The organism is Rhodoferax sp., assembly GCF_025354435.1.
GTDB lineage: Bacteria > Pseudomonadota > Gammaproteobacteria > Burkholderiales > Burkholderiaceae_C > Rhodoferax_B.
In genome coordinates this window covers 59,555-75,243 of the sequence record NZ_JANXMU010000032.1, presented here as the reverse complement: position 1 = coordinate 75,243, position 15,689 = coordinate 59,555, and the positions used below count along the sequence as shown (strand labels likewise).

Genomic DNA, 15,689 nt, shown 5'->3' with positions numbered 1-15,689 from the left:
GGCACAGGCCGGTAGCCTGGAAAGCATTCAATTGCTCAAGGAAACCATGTTGATTGTTTTTATCGACCCGAAGTGTCCTACACCGTATGACAGTGAGGTTTTGCGGACACGTAGTTTGGGGGGAACGGAGGCATCGGTGATCCGTGTTGCGCTGGGCTTGTCGGCCCGGCACACCGTCAAGGTATTGCAACACAACCGCACCGAGCCGCGGGTCGAGAACGAGAACCTGGAGTTTTTACCGATCAGCGCTCTGGATACCGCCGTGCGTGGTGCCGACCATGTGGTTTTCATCCAGAAGGCGCAGTACATCGACACGGTGGTTCGCGCGGGTTCTGCGCGCTTGTGGCTGTGGCTGCACAATTTTCTGAAAGACGAGGTGCCGTTTTTCTGGCAAGACCATCTGCGTTACAAACTGGGCATTGTGTGCGTTTCACAGACCCATGCCGCCCATACGCTGCGCCATATGCGCAGCCTGGTGGGGTATTGGGCCACGGCGGGGCTTATGGGGCGTGGCGGACTGCTCTACCAGCACAACCCGATTGACGAAGTTCTGGCTCCCGACCCGCTGGTCTTGCGGGATCCGTTTAAACTGGTTTTTTTCAGCTCGCCGTACAAAGGCATAGAACACGTGGTCTCGGCATTCCGCGAAGCCCATCTGCGCGAACCGCGTTTGCGTTTGTATATTGCCGATCCGGGCTACATTAAAAAATGTGATCCGACTTTGCTGGATACACCGGGCATCACTACGCTGGGCTCTTTGCCCCAGCGCGAAGTTCTCAAGCATGTACGCGAAGCTTTGTGTGTGTTTTATCCCCAACGCAAACGGCCGGAAACCTTTGGCTTGGTGTACGCCGAGGCCAATGCGGTTGGAACACCAGTGCTGGCGCATGATTTTGGCGCAGCGGCAGAGATACTAAGCAAGCGCAATCCGCCGATGGATACCAGTCAGACGGCTGTGGTAGAAACCTTGTTGGACTGGGTGCGCAACGGTGGCCCGTCGGTGCAAGCCAACCCCTTGTTTGGCACCCAGTTCGTGGTGGACCGGTGGCTGCAGTTTTTTGCCGCGCCAGACCGGTTTATCCGAGAACAAAACCTAGGTTCTTAAGCCGCCAGCGCCTGCAGCAACTCGGTTTCGATTTCGATCTGGTTACGGTTGTACTGCAGCTCAGGGCCTTGGATCAAAAAGCTATCTTCCACCCGCTCGCCCAGGGTGGACACCTTGGCCAGTTGCACGCTGAGGTTGTGCTTGGCCAGCACTCGGGCCACCAGGTAGAGCAGACCGGCGCGGTCACTGGCCGAGATGAACAGCAGCCAGCGCTGGGCTTTTTCATCGGGCCGCAATTCAACCCGCGGCGCGATGGGGAAGCTCTTCACCCGGCGCGACACCCGGCCACCCTTGCTGGGCGGGGGCAGCGGACCTTGGCGTGTCAGCGTCATGTCCAGGTCGTTTTCGACCATACTGGTGAGCTCACGGTAGTGCTCGGGCAGCATGGCGGTGACCACCTGGAAGGTGTCCAGCGCGTAGCCGTTGCGAGCAGTGTGCACCTTGGCATCGACGATGCTGAAACCGGCCTGGTCAAAAAAGCCGCAGATGCGGGCGAATAGATCGGGCTGGTCCGGCGTGTAGACCATCACCTGCAGGCCTTCGCCCACCGGTGACAGGCGGGCCCGGACGATGGCTTTGTCGACCCCGTCCAGTGCCGCCGGGGTTTTGGCGATGTGGCGTGACAACTGGCGTGTGTGCCAGGCGATGTCGGCTGCGTCGTGGCGCATAAAGTAGCCCACGTCCAGCGTCTCCCACAGCACCTTGTGCGACTCGAAGGGCTGGGCGTGCAGGGCCAGCATCACCAGCGCCTCGCGCTTGCGGGCTTCGATTTCGGCATCCGGGTCGGGCGCGCGGCCCCCCAGCACGCGGATGGTGTAACGAAACAGGTCTTCCAGCAGCTTGCCCTTCCAGGCGTTCCAGACCTTGGGGCTGGTGCCGCGGATGTCGGCCACGGTGAGCAAGTACAGGGCAGTCAGGTAGCGTTCGTTGCCCATGCGCTTGGCGAACGCGGCAATTACGTCGGGGTCGCTCAGGTCGGCCTTTTGGGCCACGCGGCTCATGGTCAGATGCTCGGTGACCAAAAATTCGATCAACTGGCTGTCTTCGGCGGCAATATTGTGCTGGGTGCAAAAACGCCGTACTTCGCGGGCACCCAGGTCAGAATGGTCACCGCCCCGGCCTTTGGCAATGTCGTGGAACAGTGCCGCCACGTACAAAATCCAGGGCTTGTCCCAGCCCGCGCCCAGCTGCGAGCAGGCCGGGTATTCATGGGCATGCTCGGCCATGAAGAAGCGGCGCATATTGCGCAGCACCATCATGATGTGCTGGTCGACCGTGTAGACGTGGAAGAGGTCGTGCTGCATCTGCCCCACGATGCGCCTGAACACCCACAGATAGCGGCCCAGCACCGAGGTGTCGTTCATCAACCGCAGCGCGTGGGTGATTCCCGAGGGCGCTTGCAGAATCGCCAGAAACGTAGCCCGGTTCACCGGGTCACTGCGGAACTTGGCGGTCATCAGGCCACGGGCGTTGTACAGGGCGCGCAGCGTGCGGGCCGACAGGCCGTGGATGCCCACGGCGGTCTCATACAGCAAAAAGGTTTCCAGAATCGCGTGCGGGTGCCGGGTGTACAGGTCGTCGCTGGCCACCTCGATCATCCCGGCTTTTTCAAAAAAACGTTCGTTGATCGGGCGCAGCGCGTGGGTGGAGGGGTTGAGCCGCTCCTCGATGTTGAGCAGCACGATCTGGTTCAACTGGCTCACGGCCTTGGCGGTCCAGTAGTAGCGGCGCATCAGCGCCTCGCTGGAGCGCACCGGCAGGCCGGTATCGTCGTCCGACACCGTGGTGTAGCCAAACGACTCGGCTACGGCGGTTTGCAGGTCGAACACCAGCCGGTCTTCTCGGCGGCCTGCGGTGAGGTGCAGGCGGGCGCGGATCAGGCACAGCAAGGCTTCGTTGCGTTTGAGCTGCTTGGCTTCGTGTGGAGTGGCAATGCCGCTGCGCACCAACTCGTCCCAGGTCTTGCCCAGTTTGGCGGCTTTGGCCACCCACAGAATCGTCTGCAAGTCGCGCAGGCCACCGGGCGACTCTTTGCAGTTGGGCTCCAGCGAAAACGGCGTGTTTTCAAACTTGTTGTGCCGCTGGCGCATTTCCAGGGTTTTGGCCACGAAAAATGCACGTGGGTCCAGCGCGTCCGAAAGGCGCTTGCGGAACTGGTTGAACAGCTTGGGGTCGCCGGTGATCAGGCGCGATTCGAGCAGCGAGGTCTGCACCGTCACGTCCTTGGCGGACTCGGCCAGGCATTCGTCCAAGGTGCGCACGCTGGAGCCGATCTCCAGCCGGGCATCCCAGCAGCTGCCAATAAAGCCTTCGATACGGGCCTTGAGCGCCGGGTCGGCCTCGGGCGATACACCGTCGGGCAGCAGCATCAGCACGTCGATATCGGAACAGGGAAATAGCTCACCCCGGCCAAAGCCACCCACAGCCACCAGCGCAAACGATGGGGTGAATCCGGTAATCGCCCACAGGCCGCGCAGGATATCGTCGCTCAGGGCCGACAGGTTTTGCAGGGTGGTGCGTACGCCTCGGGTGCTGGCGCCGCTGTCGCGTACGGCTTCGAGCAGCAGTGATTTTTCATGCAGGTAATGTGCCCGCAGCGTGGGAACGTCGGTCATCAGACCTGCATCGCGCTTCACGCGGTGGCGACCGCTTGCACAGGCACTTGCACGGGCACGAAAGCGGGCGTGGGCGGGCTGCCCGCAGACAGTGTCAGCACCTCATAGCCCGTCTCGGTCACCAGAATCGTGTGCTCCCACTGGGCCGATAGCGAATGGTCTTTGGTGACGATGGTCCAGCCGTCTTTTTCCGGGCCTTCCTTGATGTCTTTTTTACCGGCGTTGATCATTGGTTCGATGGTGAAGGTCATGCCGGTTTTCAGCATCTCCAGCGTGCCGGGGCGGCCATAGTGCAGCACCTGCGGCTCTTCGTGGAAGATGCGGCCGATGCCGTGGCCACAGAACTCGCGCACCACGCTGAAACCGTTGCTTTCGGCAAATCGCTGGATGGCATGGCCAATATCGCCCAAGTGGATGCCGGGCTTGACCATTTTGATGCCGTGCCACATGGCATCATACGTCAAAGCCGCCAGCCGTTTGGCCAGAATGCTGCCTTCGCCCGCAATGAACATGCGGCTGGTATCGCCATGCCAGCCGTCCTTGATGACGGTTACGTCGATGTTGACGCTGTCGCCTTTTTTCAGCGGTTTGTCGTTGGGAATACCGTGGCAAACCTGGTGGTTCACCGAGGTGCAGATCGACTTGGGGTAGGGGATATTGCCGCCACCGGTGTAGTTCAAAGGGGCCGGAATGCCGCCTTGCACTTGGGTGATGTAGTCGTGCGCCAGCTTGTCGAGCTGGTTGGTGGTCACGCCGGGCACTACGTGGGGGGTCAGGTAGTCGAGCACTTCGGAAGCCAGGCGGCCCGCGACGCGCATCCCTGCGATGCCGTCTGCGTCTTTGTAGGTGATAGTCATAGCCCCTAATTATCCTAGATGCCGCGATGCGTTGCAGCGCCTGCTGCCGCTGCCCGCACAGCCGTTAAAATTCCGCGCTCTAGGGTTTGCCCGTACCAGCAGTGTCTGCGCTGGGCTACCGGGCCACCCAGTCCCCATTCTTCCCCAACCAGGCCGCCACCGTGACCTTGCATATCTCTCTGTTTGAAGGCGGCAACGCCCTTAGCGATTTCCGCGTTCAGCAACTCCTGCCCCGGCTGCAAGCCATCCATGACAAGATCACCGGCGTGTCTGCACGCTTTGTGCATTTGGTGGCCAGCGATGCCGCGCCTGCGGACACTGCGCGCGCGCAACTGGCGGGATTGCTCACCTACGGCGACCCGTATGCAGGCCCTACCGAAGGCCCCTTGCTGGTGGTGACACCGCGTTTCGGCACCGTGTCGCCCTGGGCCTCTAAGGCCACCGACATCGCCCACAACTGCGGCCTGGCGGTGCACCGGGTTGAGCGTTTCGTCGAATACCGTTTGACAGTCAAGCAGCCTTTGCTGGGCAAAACCGTGCTGACCGCCGCGCAACTGGCCCAGGTGGCGGACCTGCTGCATGACCGCATGACCGAAAGTGCCATGCTGGACCGCAGCCAGGCCCAAGAACTGTTCACCGCACTGGAAGCCGCGCCGCTGGCCCAGGTGGACGTGCTTGGCGGTGGCCGCGCCGCGCTGCTGGCCGCCAACACCGAATTCGGCCTGGCCCTGGCCGACGACGAGGTCGACTACCTGGTCAACGCCTTCACCACGCTCAAGCGCAACCCTAGCGACGTGGAGTTGATGATGTTCGCCCAGGCCAACAGCGAGCACTGCCGCCACAAAATCTTCAACGCCGAGTTCACCATCGACGGCGTAGCCCAGACTAAAAGTCTGTTCGGCATGATCCGCAACACCCACCAGCTGGCCCCGCAGCACAGCGTGGTGGCGTACTCGGACAATGCTTCCGTGATGGAAGGTTACGAGATTGAGCGATTTTTAGCGAAATCAGCCTCTGGTGCTTATGGAATAAGCGCAAGCAGCTACGAAAAAAGTAGCGCTTTGCACCATGTGCTGATGAAGGTCGAAACCCATAACCACCCCACCGCCATCTCGCCGTTCCCCGGCGCGTCCACCGGCGCGGGCGGCGAAATCCGTGACGAGGGTGCCACGGGCCGTGGCTCCAAGCCTAAGGCGGGCCTGACCGGTTTCACGGTGTCCAAACTTTGGCCGCAAGAGGGCGATGTGTCTATCGGCAAGCCCGAGCACATTGCCAGCCCGCTGAGCATCATGACCGAAGGCCCACTGGGCGGCGCGGCTTTCAACAACGAATTCGGCCGGCCCAACCTGCTTGGCTATTTCCGCGAATACGAGCAGACCGTCACCTCCGACGTGGACAGCATCCGCCGCGGCTACCACAAGCCCATCATGCTGGCCGGTGGCCTGGGCACGATCGATGCCACGCAAACGCACAAGATCGAATTCCCCGCCGGTTCGCTGCTCATCCAGTTGGGCGGCCCCGGCATGCGCATCGGCATGGGCGGCAGTGCGGCCAGCTCCATGGCCACGGGCGCGAATGCCGCCTCGCTGGACTTTGACTCGGTGCAGCGCGGCAACCCCGAGATCGAACGCCGGGCGCAGGAAGTCATCAACCAGTGCTGGATGCAAGGCGCGGCCAATCCGATTCTGGCCATCCACGACGTGGGCGCAGGCGGCCTGAGCAATGCCTTCCCCGAGCTGACCAACGACGCAGGCCGGGGCGCGCGCTTCGACCTGCGCGCCGTGCCGCTGGAAGAAAGTGGCATGAGCCCGAAAGAAATCTGGTGCAACGAAAGCCAGGAACGCTACGTGATGGCCATCGCACCCGAGTCGCTGGCGGCGTTTACCGCGCTGTGCGAACGCGAGCGCTGCCCGTTCTCGGTGGTGGGTGTGGCCACCGAAGAGCGCCAGCTCATTGTGGCGGACGCTGAGGCTCAGAGCCCAGTCGATATGCCTATGAACGTGTTGCTGGGCAAGCCGCCCAAGATGCACCGCGATGTGAAGACGGTTGCCCGCACCTTTGCGCCCGTGGACCTGACCGGTGTGAGCCTGCAAAAAGCCACCATCGACGTGCTGGCCCACCCCACGGTGGCCAGCAAGCGCTTCCTGATCACCATCGGCGACCGCACCGTCGGCGGCATGAGCCACCGTGACCAGATGGTCGGTCCCTGGCAAGTACCGGTGGCCGACTGCGCCGTGACCCTGGCCGATTACCAAGGCTTCGCGGGCGAGGCCATGGCCCTGGGCGAGCGCACGCCGCTGGCCGCAGTCAACGCCCCCGCATCCGGCCGCATGGCGGTGGCCGAGGCCATCACCAACCTGCTGGCCGCACCGTTCGATCTGCCCCGCGTCAAGCTCTCCGCCAACTGGATGGCCGCCTGCGGCGAGCCCGGCGAAGATGCCGCCCTGTACGCCACGGTGAAGGCCGTCGGCATGGAGCTGTGCCCGGCGCTGGGTATCTCCATCCCCGTGGGCAAAGACAGCCTGTCGATGCGCACGCAGTGGACAGATGCAGACGACAAAAAGAAGGTCACGTCCCCCGTCAGCCTGATCGTCACCGCCTTCGCCACCCTGGCCGATGTGCGCGGCACGCTGACCCCGCAGCTCAACGCCACCGAGGCAGACACCACGCTGATCCTGGTGGACCTGGGGAAGGGCCAAAACCGCATGGGCGGCAGCATCCTGGCACAAACCCTGAACCAGGTCGGTGACACCGTGCCCGATCTGGACGACCCGCAAGACCTGGTGAACCTGGTCAATGCCGTCAACGCGCTGCGCACCAAATTGCTGGCCTACCATGACCGTAGCGATGGCGGCCTGTTCGCGGCAGCCTGCGAAATGGCCTTTGCCGGACACGTTGGCGTGGCGCTGAATGTGGACCTGCTGGTCACCGAAGGCGACGGCATCAGCGATAGCCGCATGGACGTGGGCGACAGCAAAAACTGGGCAGGCCAGGTCGGCCCGCGCCGCGAAGAGCTGACGCTCAAAGCCCTGTTCACCGAGGAGTTGGGCGTGCTGCTGCAAGTGCGCACTGCCGACCGCGATGCCGCCATCCAGACCCTGCGCACGCACGGCCTGGCCAAGCACAGCCACATCGTCGGCAAAACCCGTCCTGCCAGCAGCACCATCACGGCTGGCGTGGGTGAAGTGCAGGTCTGGCGCGATGCCAAGGCCGTGTTCAGCGCCAAGCTGGAAGACCTGCACCAGGTCTGGGACAGCGTGAGCTGGAAGATCTGCCAGCAGCGCGACAACCCCGCCGGTGCCGATGCAGAGCACGCGGTCTCCGGTGCCGTTGCTGATCCGGGTATGCATGTGTTTATGCCAAATAGCACGCCCGTGCTTGCTGGATCAGTACAAGCAGCTAGCAAAGATGTAGCGGCACCCGCTTTGATGCTGACCCGCCCCAAGGTGGCCGTGCTGCGCGAGCAGGGCGTGAACTCCCACACCGAGATGGCCTACGCCTTCGGTCTGGCCGGTTTCGATGCCTTTGACGTGCACATGACCGATTTGCAAACCGGTCGCGCCAAACTGCAAGACTTCCAGGCCGTGGTGGCTTGTGGCGGCTTCAGCTACGGCGACACCCTGGGCGCCGGCATCGGCTGGGCGCGCAGCATCACCTTCAATCCGGTGCTGGCCGCAGAGTTCAAGGCCTTCTTCGCCCGCCAGGACACCCTGGCTCTGGGCGTGTGCAATGGCTGCCAGATGTTTGCCGAGCTGGCCGACATCATCCCCGGCGCGCAGGCCTGGCCGCGCTTCACTACCAACCGCAGCGAACGCTTTGAAGCCCGCCTGTCTATGGTCGAAGTGCTGGAATCCCCCAGCGTGTTCCTGCAAGGCATGGCCGGTAGCCGTCTGCCGATCGCGGTGGCACACGGCGAGGGCTACGCCAACTTCGCCTACCGTGGCGACGCGTCCAAAGCGATTGCCGCCATGCGTTTCGTCGACAACTTCGGTGCAGCCACCGAGGCTTACCCGTTCAACCCGAACGGCAGCGCCGGTGGCCTGACCGCCGTGACCACGGCCGACGGCCGCTTCACCGCCATGATGCCGCACCCCGAGCGCGTGTTCCGCAACGTGCAGATGAGCTGGACCAGCGGCGACCAGAGTGATTTCAGCCCCTGGATGCAGCTCTGGCACAACGCGCGGCGTTGGATAGGCTAGGCACACCCCCAGGCTACAGCGCAAGCGCTTTCCGCCACCCCCCCTCGTATCGATTTGAAAAATCGATACGACATGCAGGGGGCGATGCCTGCGGCCCGGCAAAGCCGGTTCCGCGGCACCTCTGGAAAAGTCGGCTCGCCTGCGGCTTTGTCTGAGAGCCTTAAGCCTCCAGCCGGAACCGGCTCACCGCCTCGGTCAGCGCATCCGCCTGTTCGCGCAGCGACTCTGACGCGGCGGCGGATTCTTCTACTAGGGCCGAGTTTTGCTGCGTCACCTGGTCCACCTGGCCCACCGACTCGCTGATCTGGGCGATGCTGCTGCTTTGGCCGCTGGCCTGGCTGGACAGGGTGCGGATGATGGTGGTGACCTGCTGCACGCTGCCCACGATGTCGTCCATGGTGGTGCCTGCGCGGGCTACCAGCTTGGCACCTTCGTCGGCCTTGGCGACCGAGGTGTTGATCAAGGTGCTGATTTCCTTGGCTGCCTGGGCGGAGCGCTGGGCCAGCAGGCGCACTTCGCTGGCCACCACGGCAAAGCCACGGCCTTGCTCGCCAGCGCGGGCGGCTTCCACGGCGGCATTGAGCGCCAGGATGTTGGTCTGGAAGGCGATGCTGTCGATCACGCTGGTGATGTCGGCGATCTTTTTGGAGCTGGCGTTGATCTCGCGCATGGTCACCACCACCTGCGACACCACTTCGCCACCGCGCGTGGCCACTTCGGCGGCCGACTGGGCCATCTGGTTGGCCTGGGCGGCGGCGCTGGCGCTCTCTTGCACGTTGCCAGTGAGTTCGGCCATGGCGGCCACGGTTTCTTCCAGGTTGGCAGCGGTGTGCTCGGTGCGGTGGCTCAGGTCCTGGTTGCCCGCGGCGATTTCGGTGCTGGACGCGTGGATGGTACGGGCGGCCAGTTGCACCTGCGACACCAGTTCACGCAAAAATACTTGCATGCGCCCCATGGCGTTGACCAGTTGGCCAATTTCGTCGTTTTGCTGCGCCTGCACCGGCACAAACAAATGGCCCTGGGCGATCTCTTCGGCGATGTTGCAGGCCTGGGTCAGCGACCGGGTCAGGCTGCGCACGCTGAAGAAGGTCAGCGGAATCAGCACCAGCAAGGCCAGCACCAGAATGCCCATCTGGATGCCCGACAACACCAGGGTGCGGCGGTCAATACCGGCCTGCGCGGCCTGCATGTCTTCGCGCGAGGTGGTGGCGGCTTGCTGCAGCAGGCTGTCGATGGCATCGACGTGGGACTTTTGCTTTTCGGCATAGGCCCCGCCCACCGAGCCGTCGATTTGCGCCGCCTCGATCTGCGCCAGCACCGGGGACATACCGTCGGTGTAGGCCTTGATTTCGGCCTGCGAGGTGTCCAGCATCTTCAGGTAGGTGGTGTCGCTGCCCTGGCTGGTGCGCAATGCAGCCAGCCCCTTGCCAAAGCTTTGCAGCGACTTTTGCCAGGATTCGCGCAACACGGCCACTTCGACGGCGTTGTTGAAGCTGATGATGATGTCTTTCTCATTGCGGCGCACCTGGGCCAGGGTGATGCGCAGCTCGTTCATGTCGGTCAGGGTTTGCACCTTTTGCTCGACCAGCACTTTTACCGTGCCCCGGGTGGAGTCCAGCGCCCAGTAGCCCACCAGACCAATGATGACCAGCAGCAGCAATGAAAATGCGGTGCTGAAATACAAGCGGAAACGGATCGAGAAGCGGTTGAGCGGGTTCATAGGGGGGTCTTGGTTACACGAGAGGTCAAAGGGCAAAGGCTCAGGCTTTTTAGTAAGTAAGCGTAACAATAACCGTGCCAATCTGGGTGGATTCAGCCACGCGAATGTAAATATTGCGGCCTTCAGTCGGGGTTACGCGCACTGTAGTAGCGAGCAGACTCGCGTGCAGGTTATACCCGCCGGGCTCCCGTGTATTTGTAACAGTGGCTATATTTAGATGCGCTATTAGAAGAAAGCGCATGCGTCGCTTGGCGCTACTAGTAGCGCGGTAACTGCGGTGGTGATGCAGTCCATCACACCGCCGTGGCGCAGGGCGGTGTGATTTTTAAGAAGAAAAGGCATCTAGCGCAAGTTGTATATACGCTATGTGCTACTTTTTTTATAGTAAATGCAGGCTGTCTGCCGATTTCAGTGTTTGCCCTTCCAGGGCACCAGCCAGCCTTCAAGCAGGCGCATGGCGATCGAGAACCCGAATGCGCAGGCGGCGATGACGGCAATGCCGACAAACACCGCATCGGTCGCCAAGAAGTGCGACGCCGACATCACCATGAAGCCAATGCCGCGCGTCGATGCAATCAGCTCGGCCGCCACCAGCGTGCCCCAGCCCACGCCCAGCGCAATGCGGATGCCGGTCAATATCTCGGGCAGAGCCGACGGCAGCACGACTTCGCTGAACAACTGCCAGCGGCTGGCACCCAGCGACAGCGCGGCATTCACCCGCTCCTGCGGCAGTGTACGCACACCCGCCTGGGCCGATAGCACGATGGGCGCAAACATAGCCAACGTCAGCAGCACGATCTTGGAGGTTTCGCCAATCCCTAGCCAGATCACCATCAGCGGCAAGTAGGCCAGTGGCGGCAGCGGCCAGTAGAACTCGATGGGCGTGTCCAGAATGCCCTTGGCCCAGCGGTTCAGCCCCATGGCCAACCCGGTGGGGATGCCCAGCACCACCGCGATGGCCGCCGCCGACAGAATGCGCAGCAGGCTGGCCGATACGTGCTCCCACAGCGTGGCGTTGGCATAGCCGTCGGCCCAGATGGACTGCGCCACCGACAGCACCTCGGCCGGGGTGGGCAGGAACAGGTGTGGCACTACGCCGGTCTGCGCCACGGCCCACCACAGCAGCAAAATCACCGCGCCGGTGGCCAGGCTGGTGGGTACTGTGGAATGCGCGCCGATGCCGAAGCTGCGCATCTGTACCAGGCGTGGCGCTGCGGGCTGCGGTGGGGCTTCGGCTGCGGCTTGTCGCGCAGCGCCCAGGGAAGAGGCGGTGAGTTCGGTCATACGGTGGTTTCTTCCAGCGTTTCTGATTGGTGCACGATGGCGCGGATTTCTTCGCGCAGGTGCGCAAATGCGGGGGATGTCTTGATGGCCCGGGCGTCGCCATCGCGGGCGTAGGTGCGTACAAAGTCCAGGTCGAAGCGGGCAACGATGCGGCCGGGCCGGGGCGACATCACAATCAGCTCGGTACCCAGAAACAGCGCTTCTTCGATCGAATGGGTGATGAAAAACACCCGCTTGCCGGTGCGCGCCCAAACCGACACTAGTAACTCTTGCATCTGCTCGCGGGTCATGCTGTCGAGCGCGCCAAAGGGCTCGTCCATCAGCAAGATATCGGGGTCGGGTGCCAGGGCCCGGGCCAGGCCCACACGCTGGCGCATGCCGCCCGACAGCTCGTAGGGTGCGGCATCGACAAAGTCCTGCAGGCCCACCAGGCGCAGCAACTCCTGTGCGCGTTCACGGCGCTCGCTGCGGCCCACGCCCGCAAACTTCAGTCCCAGGGCGACGTTGTCGATCACCGACTTCCAGGGCAACAAGGTGTCTTTCTGAAACACCACGCCGCGGTCGGCACCGGGGCCCTCAACCGGACGGCCGTCCAGGGTGATGGAGCCGCTGGACAGCGGTAAAAAACCGGCCATGGCGTTGAGCAACGTGGACTTGCCGCAGCCGGAGGTGCCCAGCGCGACCACGAAGCCGCCTTGGGGAATGTCCAGCGAAACGCGGTCCAGGGCCTGCACGGCTCGGCCGTCGCGGGCCGCAAAAAATACGCTGGCATTGTCAACTCGCAGCATGGGAATCTTTCTATCGGGATACAACGATGCCGCGCCACGGGCTGTCCCGGTTGGCGCGGCTTTACGGGGGGAGCGGGGTTATTTCTTCAGGGCGACCACGGCGGTGGGGGTCACGAAGGCTGCGTAGCTGGGCAGCACTTCGGAAATCTTCTTTTGCTCCTTTAGGAAAACCGAGGTTTCCTTCAGAATGCGGGCCACGCCGGATTTCTCGCCGCCACCCAGCCAGGCATCGGATGCCTGGGTGTTCAGGCTCAGCAGCGACAGGTTTTGCAGCGCAGCCGCTTGGTCGGCCGAGGTACCGCCCAGCAGTTTGGCCAGTGCCTTGGTGTTGTCGCTGTCCGCCGTCCAGGCCGCCTTGTTGTTGGCAAACGAGCTGGAGTACTTGTCGATCACACCCGAGAAGGACTTCAGGAATTCAGGGTGGTCCTTGGCGAAGGCGGCAGTGGCTACCCAGGCAGAGAAGGTCGGTGCACCCTTGTCGGCCACGTCCTTGGAGGTGACCAGCACCTTGCCGGTCTTCTTCAGCTCGGTCAGCGCGGGGTCCCAGACAAAGCCGCCGTCGATATCGCCGCGGTTGAAGGCCGCCACGATTTCGGGCTGCGGGATGGTGAAGACCTGCACGTCTTTTTCGGTCAGGCCCTGGCTTTTGATCAACGCCAGCAACTGGTAGTGGTCGGTGGACACGGGCGCGGCGGCCAGCTTTTTGCCCTTCAGGTCGGCCACGGTGTTGATGCCCGAGCCATTGCGCACCACCAGCGCCTCGTCGGTGCCAGAGATGGATGCCACATAGAACGCCTTCACGTCCAGCCCGCGCGAGGTGGCGGCCGCGTAGGGGCTAGAGCCCACGTAGCCGATCTGCACGTCACCCGAGGCGATGGCGGCAAAGATGTCCGCACCCGAGTTGAAGCGGCGAAAGTCGATGTCGTAACCGGTGGCCTTGGCGTAGTCACCGTTGGCAATGCCCACCGACGAGGGCAGGGCATCGGTCTGGTAGCCCACCACCACTTTTTTGTCAGCCGCGTAGCCGATGCTGGCGGCGGCCAAAGCCAACGCGCCCACCGCGGCGGTGATGAGTAGTTTTTTAACGAATGCCATGTGTCTAACTCCTTGGAACAGTTCGGCCGCAGCAACTGGCGACCTTGAACGGAATCTTAGAGTTAGATGGGTACGTGGATATAGAACGATACCAACATACGATATTCGAATAATGCAGTTTGGATGGTCTTTTAAAAATCATCCAAATAGGTAGTTAGCACATATATTCACTGCACTATCAGCTATGGATAACGTAGCAAATTCCTGCGGCCAAGACCAGAGGCTTGGCCGCAGGGTAGTGGCCTTACTTGGTGTTTACTTGGTGGTTTCGTGGCCGATGACACCGCCGACGGCGGCACCGGCGGCCGTGCCCAGTGCGCCCCCACCCATTACGGCACCGGCTACGCCGCCGATGGCTGCACCGGTGGCAGTGCCTTTTTCTTGGCGGGTCATGCCGGCGCAGCCGCTGAGGGTGAGCACGGCGGCCGCAATGGCGGCGATGGTTGCAGTACTTGCATAGTGGCGAAGGGAGTTCATGGTGGTTTCCTTGTGGTGTGACATATGCCTCCAGTATGGAAAACGTGCTGCGCGACACCTAGCAGACGAAACCGCTAATGCATGTAGTTGTCGTCCTACGCCCGGTATGATTTTTTACACTAACAGTTAGCTGTTTCACCGACTTACACTTGTTGAGATAAGTGGCTATGGTCTGCTCCAGTTAGGTGCTTGAGCAGGCCAACGCCAGAATTAAACCAGGAGACAAAACATGCAAAAAAGATACTTTCTACGGTCATCGGCGCTTGCCGTCACTGCGTTGGTAGCTACTTATTCCATAGCGCAAGACAACACTTTCAAAATTGGTCTGATCCTGCCCATGACCGGCCAGCAGGCCTCCACCGGGCGGCAGATCGAAGCAGCGGCCCGGCTCTACATGGCGCAAAACGGCGACACCGTGGCGGGCAAAAAGATCCAGCTGATCGTCAAAGACGACACCAGCGTGCCCGACGTGACCAAGCGCCTGGCCCAGGAACTGGTAGTCAACGACAAGGTCAACGTGCTGGCGGGCTTTGGTATCACGCCTTCGGCCCTGGCCACCGCACCCATCGCCACCCAGTCCAAAACCCCCCTGGTAGTGATGGCTGCGGCCACCAGCAGCATCACCCAGGCATCGCCTTACATCGTGCGCACCAGCTTCACGCTGCCCCAGGTGGCGGTCACCATGGCCGACTGGGCACCCAAAAATGGCATCAAAACCGTGGTCACCCTGGTCAGCGACTACGGCCCCGGTCTGGATGCCGAGAAGTATTTCAAGGAGCGCTTTCTGTTCAACGGCGGCCAGGTACCCGAGTCGCTGCGCGTGCCTTTGCGCGGCCCAGACTTTGCGCCGTTTCTGCAAAAAGTGCGCGATTTGAAGCCCGATGCGCTGTTTGTGTTTGTGCCTTCGGGTGCGGGCGCAGCGGTGATGAAGCAGTTTCTGGAACGCGGCATGGACAAGGCCGGCATCAAGCTGATCGGCACCGGCGACGTGACCGATGACGACCAGCTCAACGACATGGGCGACGGCGCTTTGGGCGTGGTCACCTCGCACCACTATTCCACCGACCACCCGTCGCCGCTGAACACCAAGTTTGTCGAGGCCTTCACCAAGGCCAACAAGGGACTGCGCCCCAATTTCATGGCCGTGGGCGGTTATGACGGCATGCGCGTGATCTACGAGGCCCTGCGCGTTAGCAAAGGGCAGGGCGATGGCGATGCGCTGCTGGCGGCCATGAAAGGCCAGATTTTCGAGAGCCCGCGCGGCCCGATCTTCATCGACGCGCAAACCCGGGACATCGTGCAAAACGTCTACCTGCGCAAAGTGGAGCGCAAGAATGGCCAGCTCTACAACGTGGAGTTCGCGGTCATAAAGGACGTGAAAGACCCAGGGAAAGCAAAGTAACACCCCCAGGCCACAGTGCTGCGCACTTTCCGCCAACCCCCTTGCAGGGGGCACATTCAGCGGCTCGGCAAAGCCGGTTCCGCGAATGTTCTGGGATGAGGTCGGCGCGTCCGATGACAGCGCTGTGGCCAGTCGAAGTGTTCTCAT

The 15,689-nt window shown here is 62.2% G+C and carries 10 protein-coding genes; 3 read left to right on the top strand and 7 right to left on the bottom strand.

Going from position 1 to position 15,689, the window contains the following annotated elements:
* Positions 1 to 31 precede the first annotated feature (31 nt).
* A complete protein-coding gene (locus Q0T48_RS08045; RefSeq protein ID WP_295954842.1) occupies positions 32 to 1,105 on the top strand; it encodes a glycosyltransferase in 1,074 nt (357 codons plus the stop codon).
* On the opposite strand, the gene Q0T48_RS08040 is transcribed toward Q0T48_RS08045, so the two are convergent.
* Both Q0T48_RS08040 and map read right to left on the bottom strand, forming a co-directional pair.
* Positions 1,102 to 3,720, bottom strand: a complete 2,619-nt coding sequence (locus Q0T48_RS08040; RefSeq protein WP_295954839.1) for a [protein-PII] uridylyltransferase — start codon at positions 3,718 to 3,720, stop codon at positions 1,102 to 1,104. The two genes, Q0T48_RS08045 and Q0T48_RS08040, sit on opposite strands and share 4 nt — an antisense overlap.
* Positions 3,721 to 3,737: 17 nt before the next feature.
* Positions 3,738 to 4,577, bottom strand: a complete 840-nt coding sequence (map, locus tag Q0T48_RS08035) for a type I methionyl aminopeptidase (RefSeq protein ID WP_295954835.1) — start codon at positions 4,575 to 4,577, stop codon at positions 3,738 to 3,740.
* A 161-nt stretch (positions 4,578 to 4,738) separates the two neighbouring features.
* On the opposite strand from map, the gene purL reads away from it, so the two are divergent.
* Entirely contained in the window at positions 4,739 to 8,776 is a 4,038-nt protein-coding gene (gene purL, locus Q0T48_RS08030) for a phosphoribosylformylglycinamidine synthase (RefSeq protein WP_295955211.1), read from the top strand.
* Between the two features lie 160 nt (positions 8,777 to 8,936).
* Here purL and Q0T48_RS08025 read toward each other — a convergent pair whose 3' ends face one another.
* From Q0T48_RS08025 to Q0T48_RS08005, 5 genes are all read right to left on the bottom strand, one after another.
* Positions 8,937 to 10,496 carry a methyl-accepting chemotaxis protein gene (locus tag Q0T48_RS08025; protein ID WP_295954832.1) on the bottom strand — a complete coding sequence of 520 codons (1,560 nt, stop codon included), beginning with the start codon at positions 10,494 to 10,496 and terminating at the stop codon, positions 8,937 to 8,939.
* Between the two features lie 408 nt (positions 10,497 to 10,904).
* Entirely contained in the window at positions 10,905 to 11,780 is an 876-nt protein-coding gene (locus Q0T48_RS08020) for an ABC transporter permease subunit (RefSeq protein ID WP_295954828.1), read from the bottom strand.
* The gene (locus tag Q0T48_RS08015) at positions 11,777 to 12,568 is read right to left on the bottom strand and encodes an ABC transporter ATP-binding protein (protein ID WP_295954825.1); all 792 of its coding nucleotides are present in this window, start codon (positions 12,566 to 12,568) and stop codon (positions 11,777 to 11,779) included. The genes Q0T48_RS08020 and Q0T48_RS08015 overlap by 4 nt, the downstream gene beginning before the upstream one ends.
* A gap of 78 nt (positions 12,569 to 12,646) precedes the next feature.
* Positions 12,647 to 13,663 carry a taurine ABC transporter substrate-binding protein gene (gene tauA, locus Q0T48_RS08010; RefSeq protein WP_295954823.1) on the bottom strand — a complete coding sequence of 339 codons (1,017 nt, stop codon included), beginning with the start codon at positions 13,661 to 13,663 and terminating at the stop codon, positions 12,647 to 12,649.
* 255 nt (positions 13,664 to 13,918) lie between these two features.
* Entirely contained in the window at positions 13,919 to 14,140 is a 222-nt protein-coding gene (locus tag Q0T48_RS08005) for a glycine zipper 2TM domain-containing protein (RefSeq protein WP_295954820.1), read from the bottom strand.
* A 229-nt stretch (positions 14,141 to 14,369) separates the two neighbouring features.
* Between Q0T48_RS08005 and Q0T48_RS08000 the strand changes: the two genes are divergently transcribed.
* Positions 14,370 to 15,542 carry an ABC transporter substrate-binding protein gene (locus Q0T48_RS08000; RefSeq protein ID WP_295954819.1) on the top strand — a complete coding sequence of 391 codons (1,173 nt, stop codon included), beginning with the start codon at positions 14,370 to 14,372 and terminating at the stop codon, positions 15,540 to 15,542.
* Positions 15,543 to 15,689 lie beyond the last annotated feature (147 nt).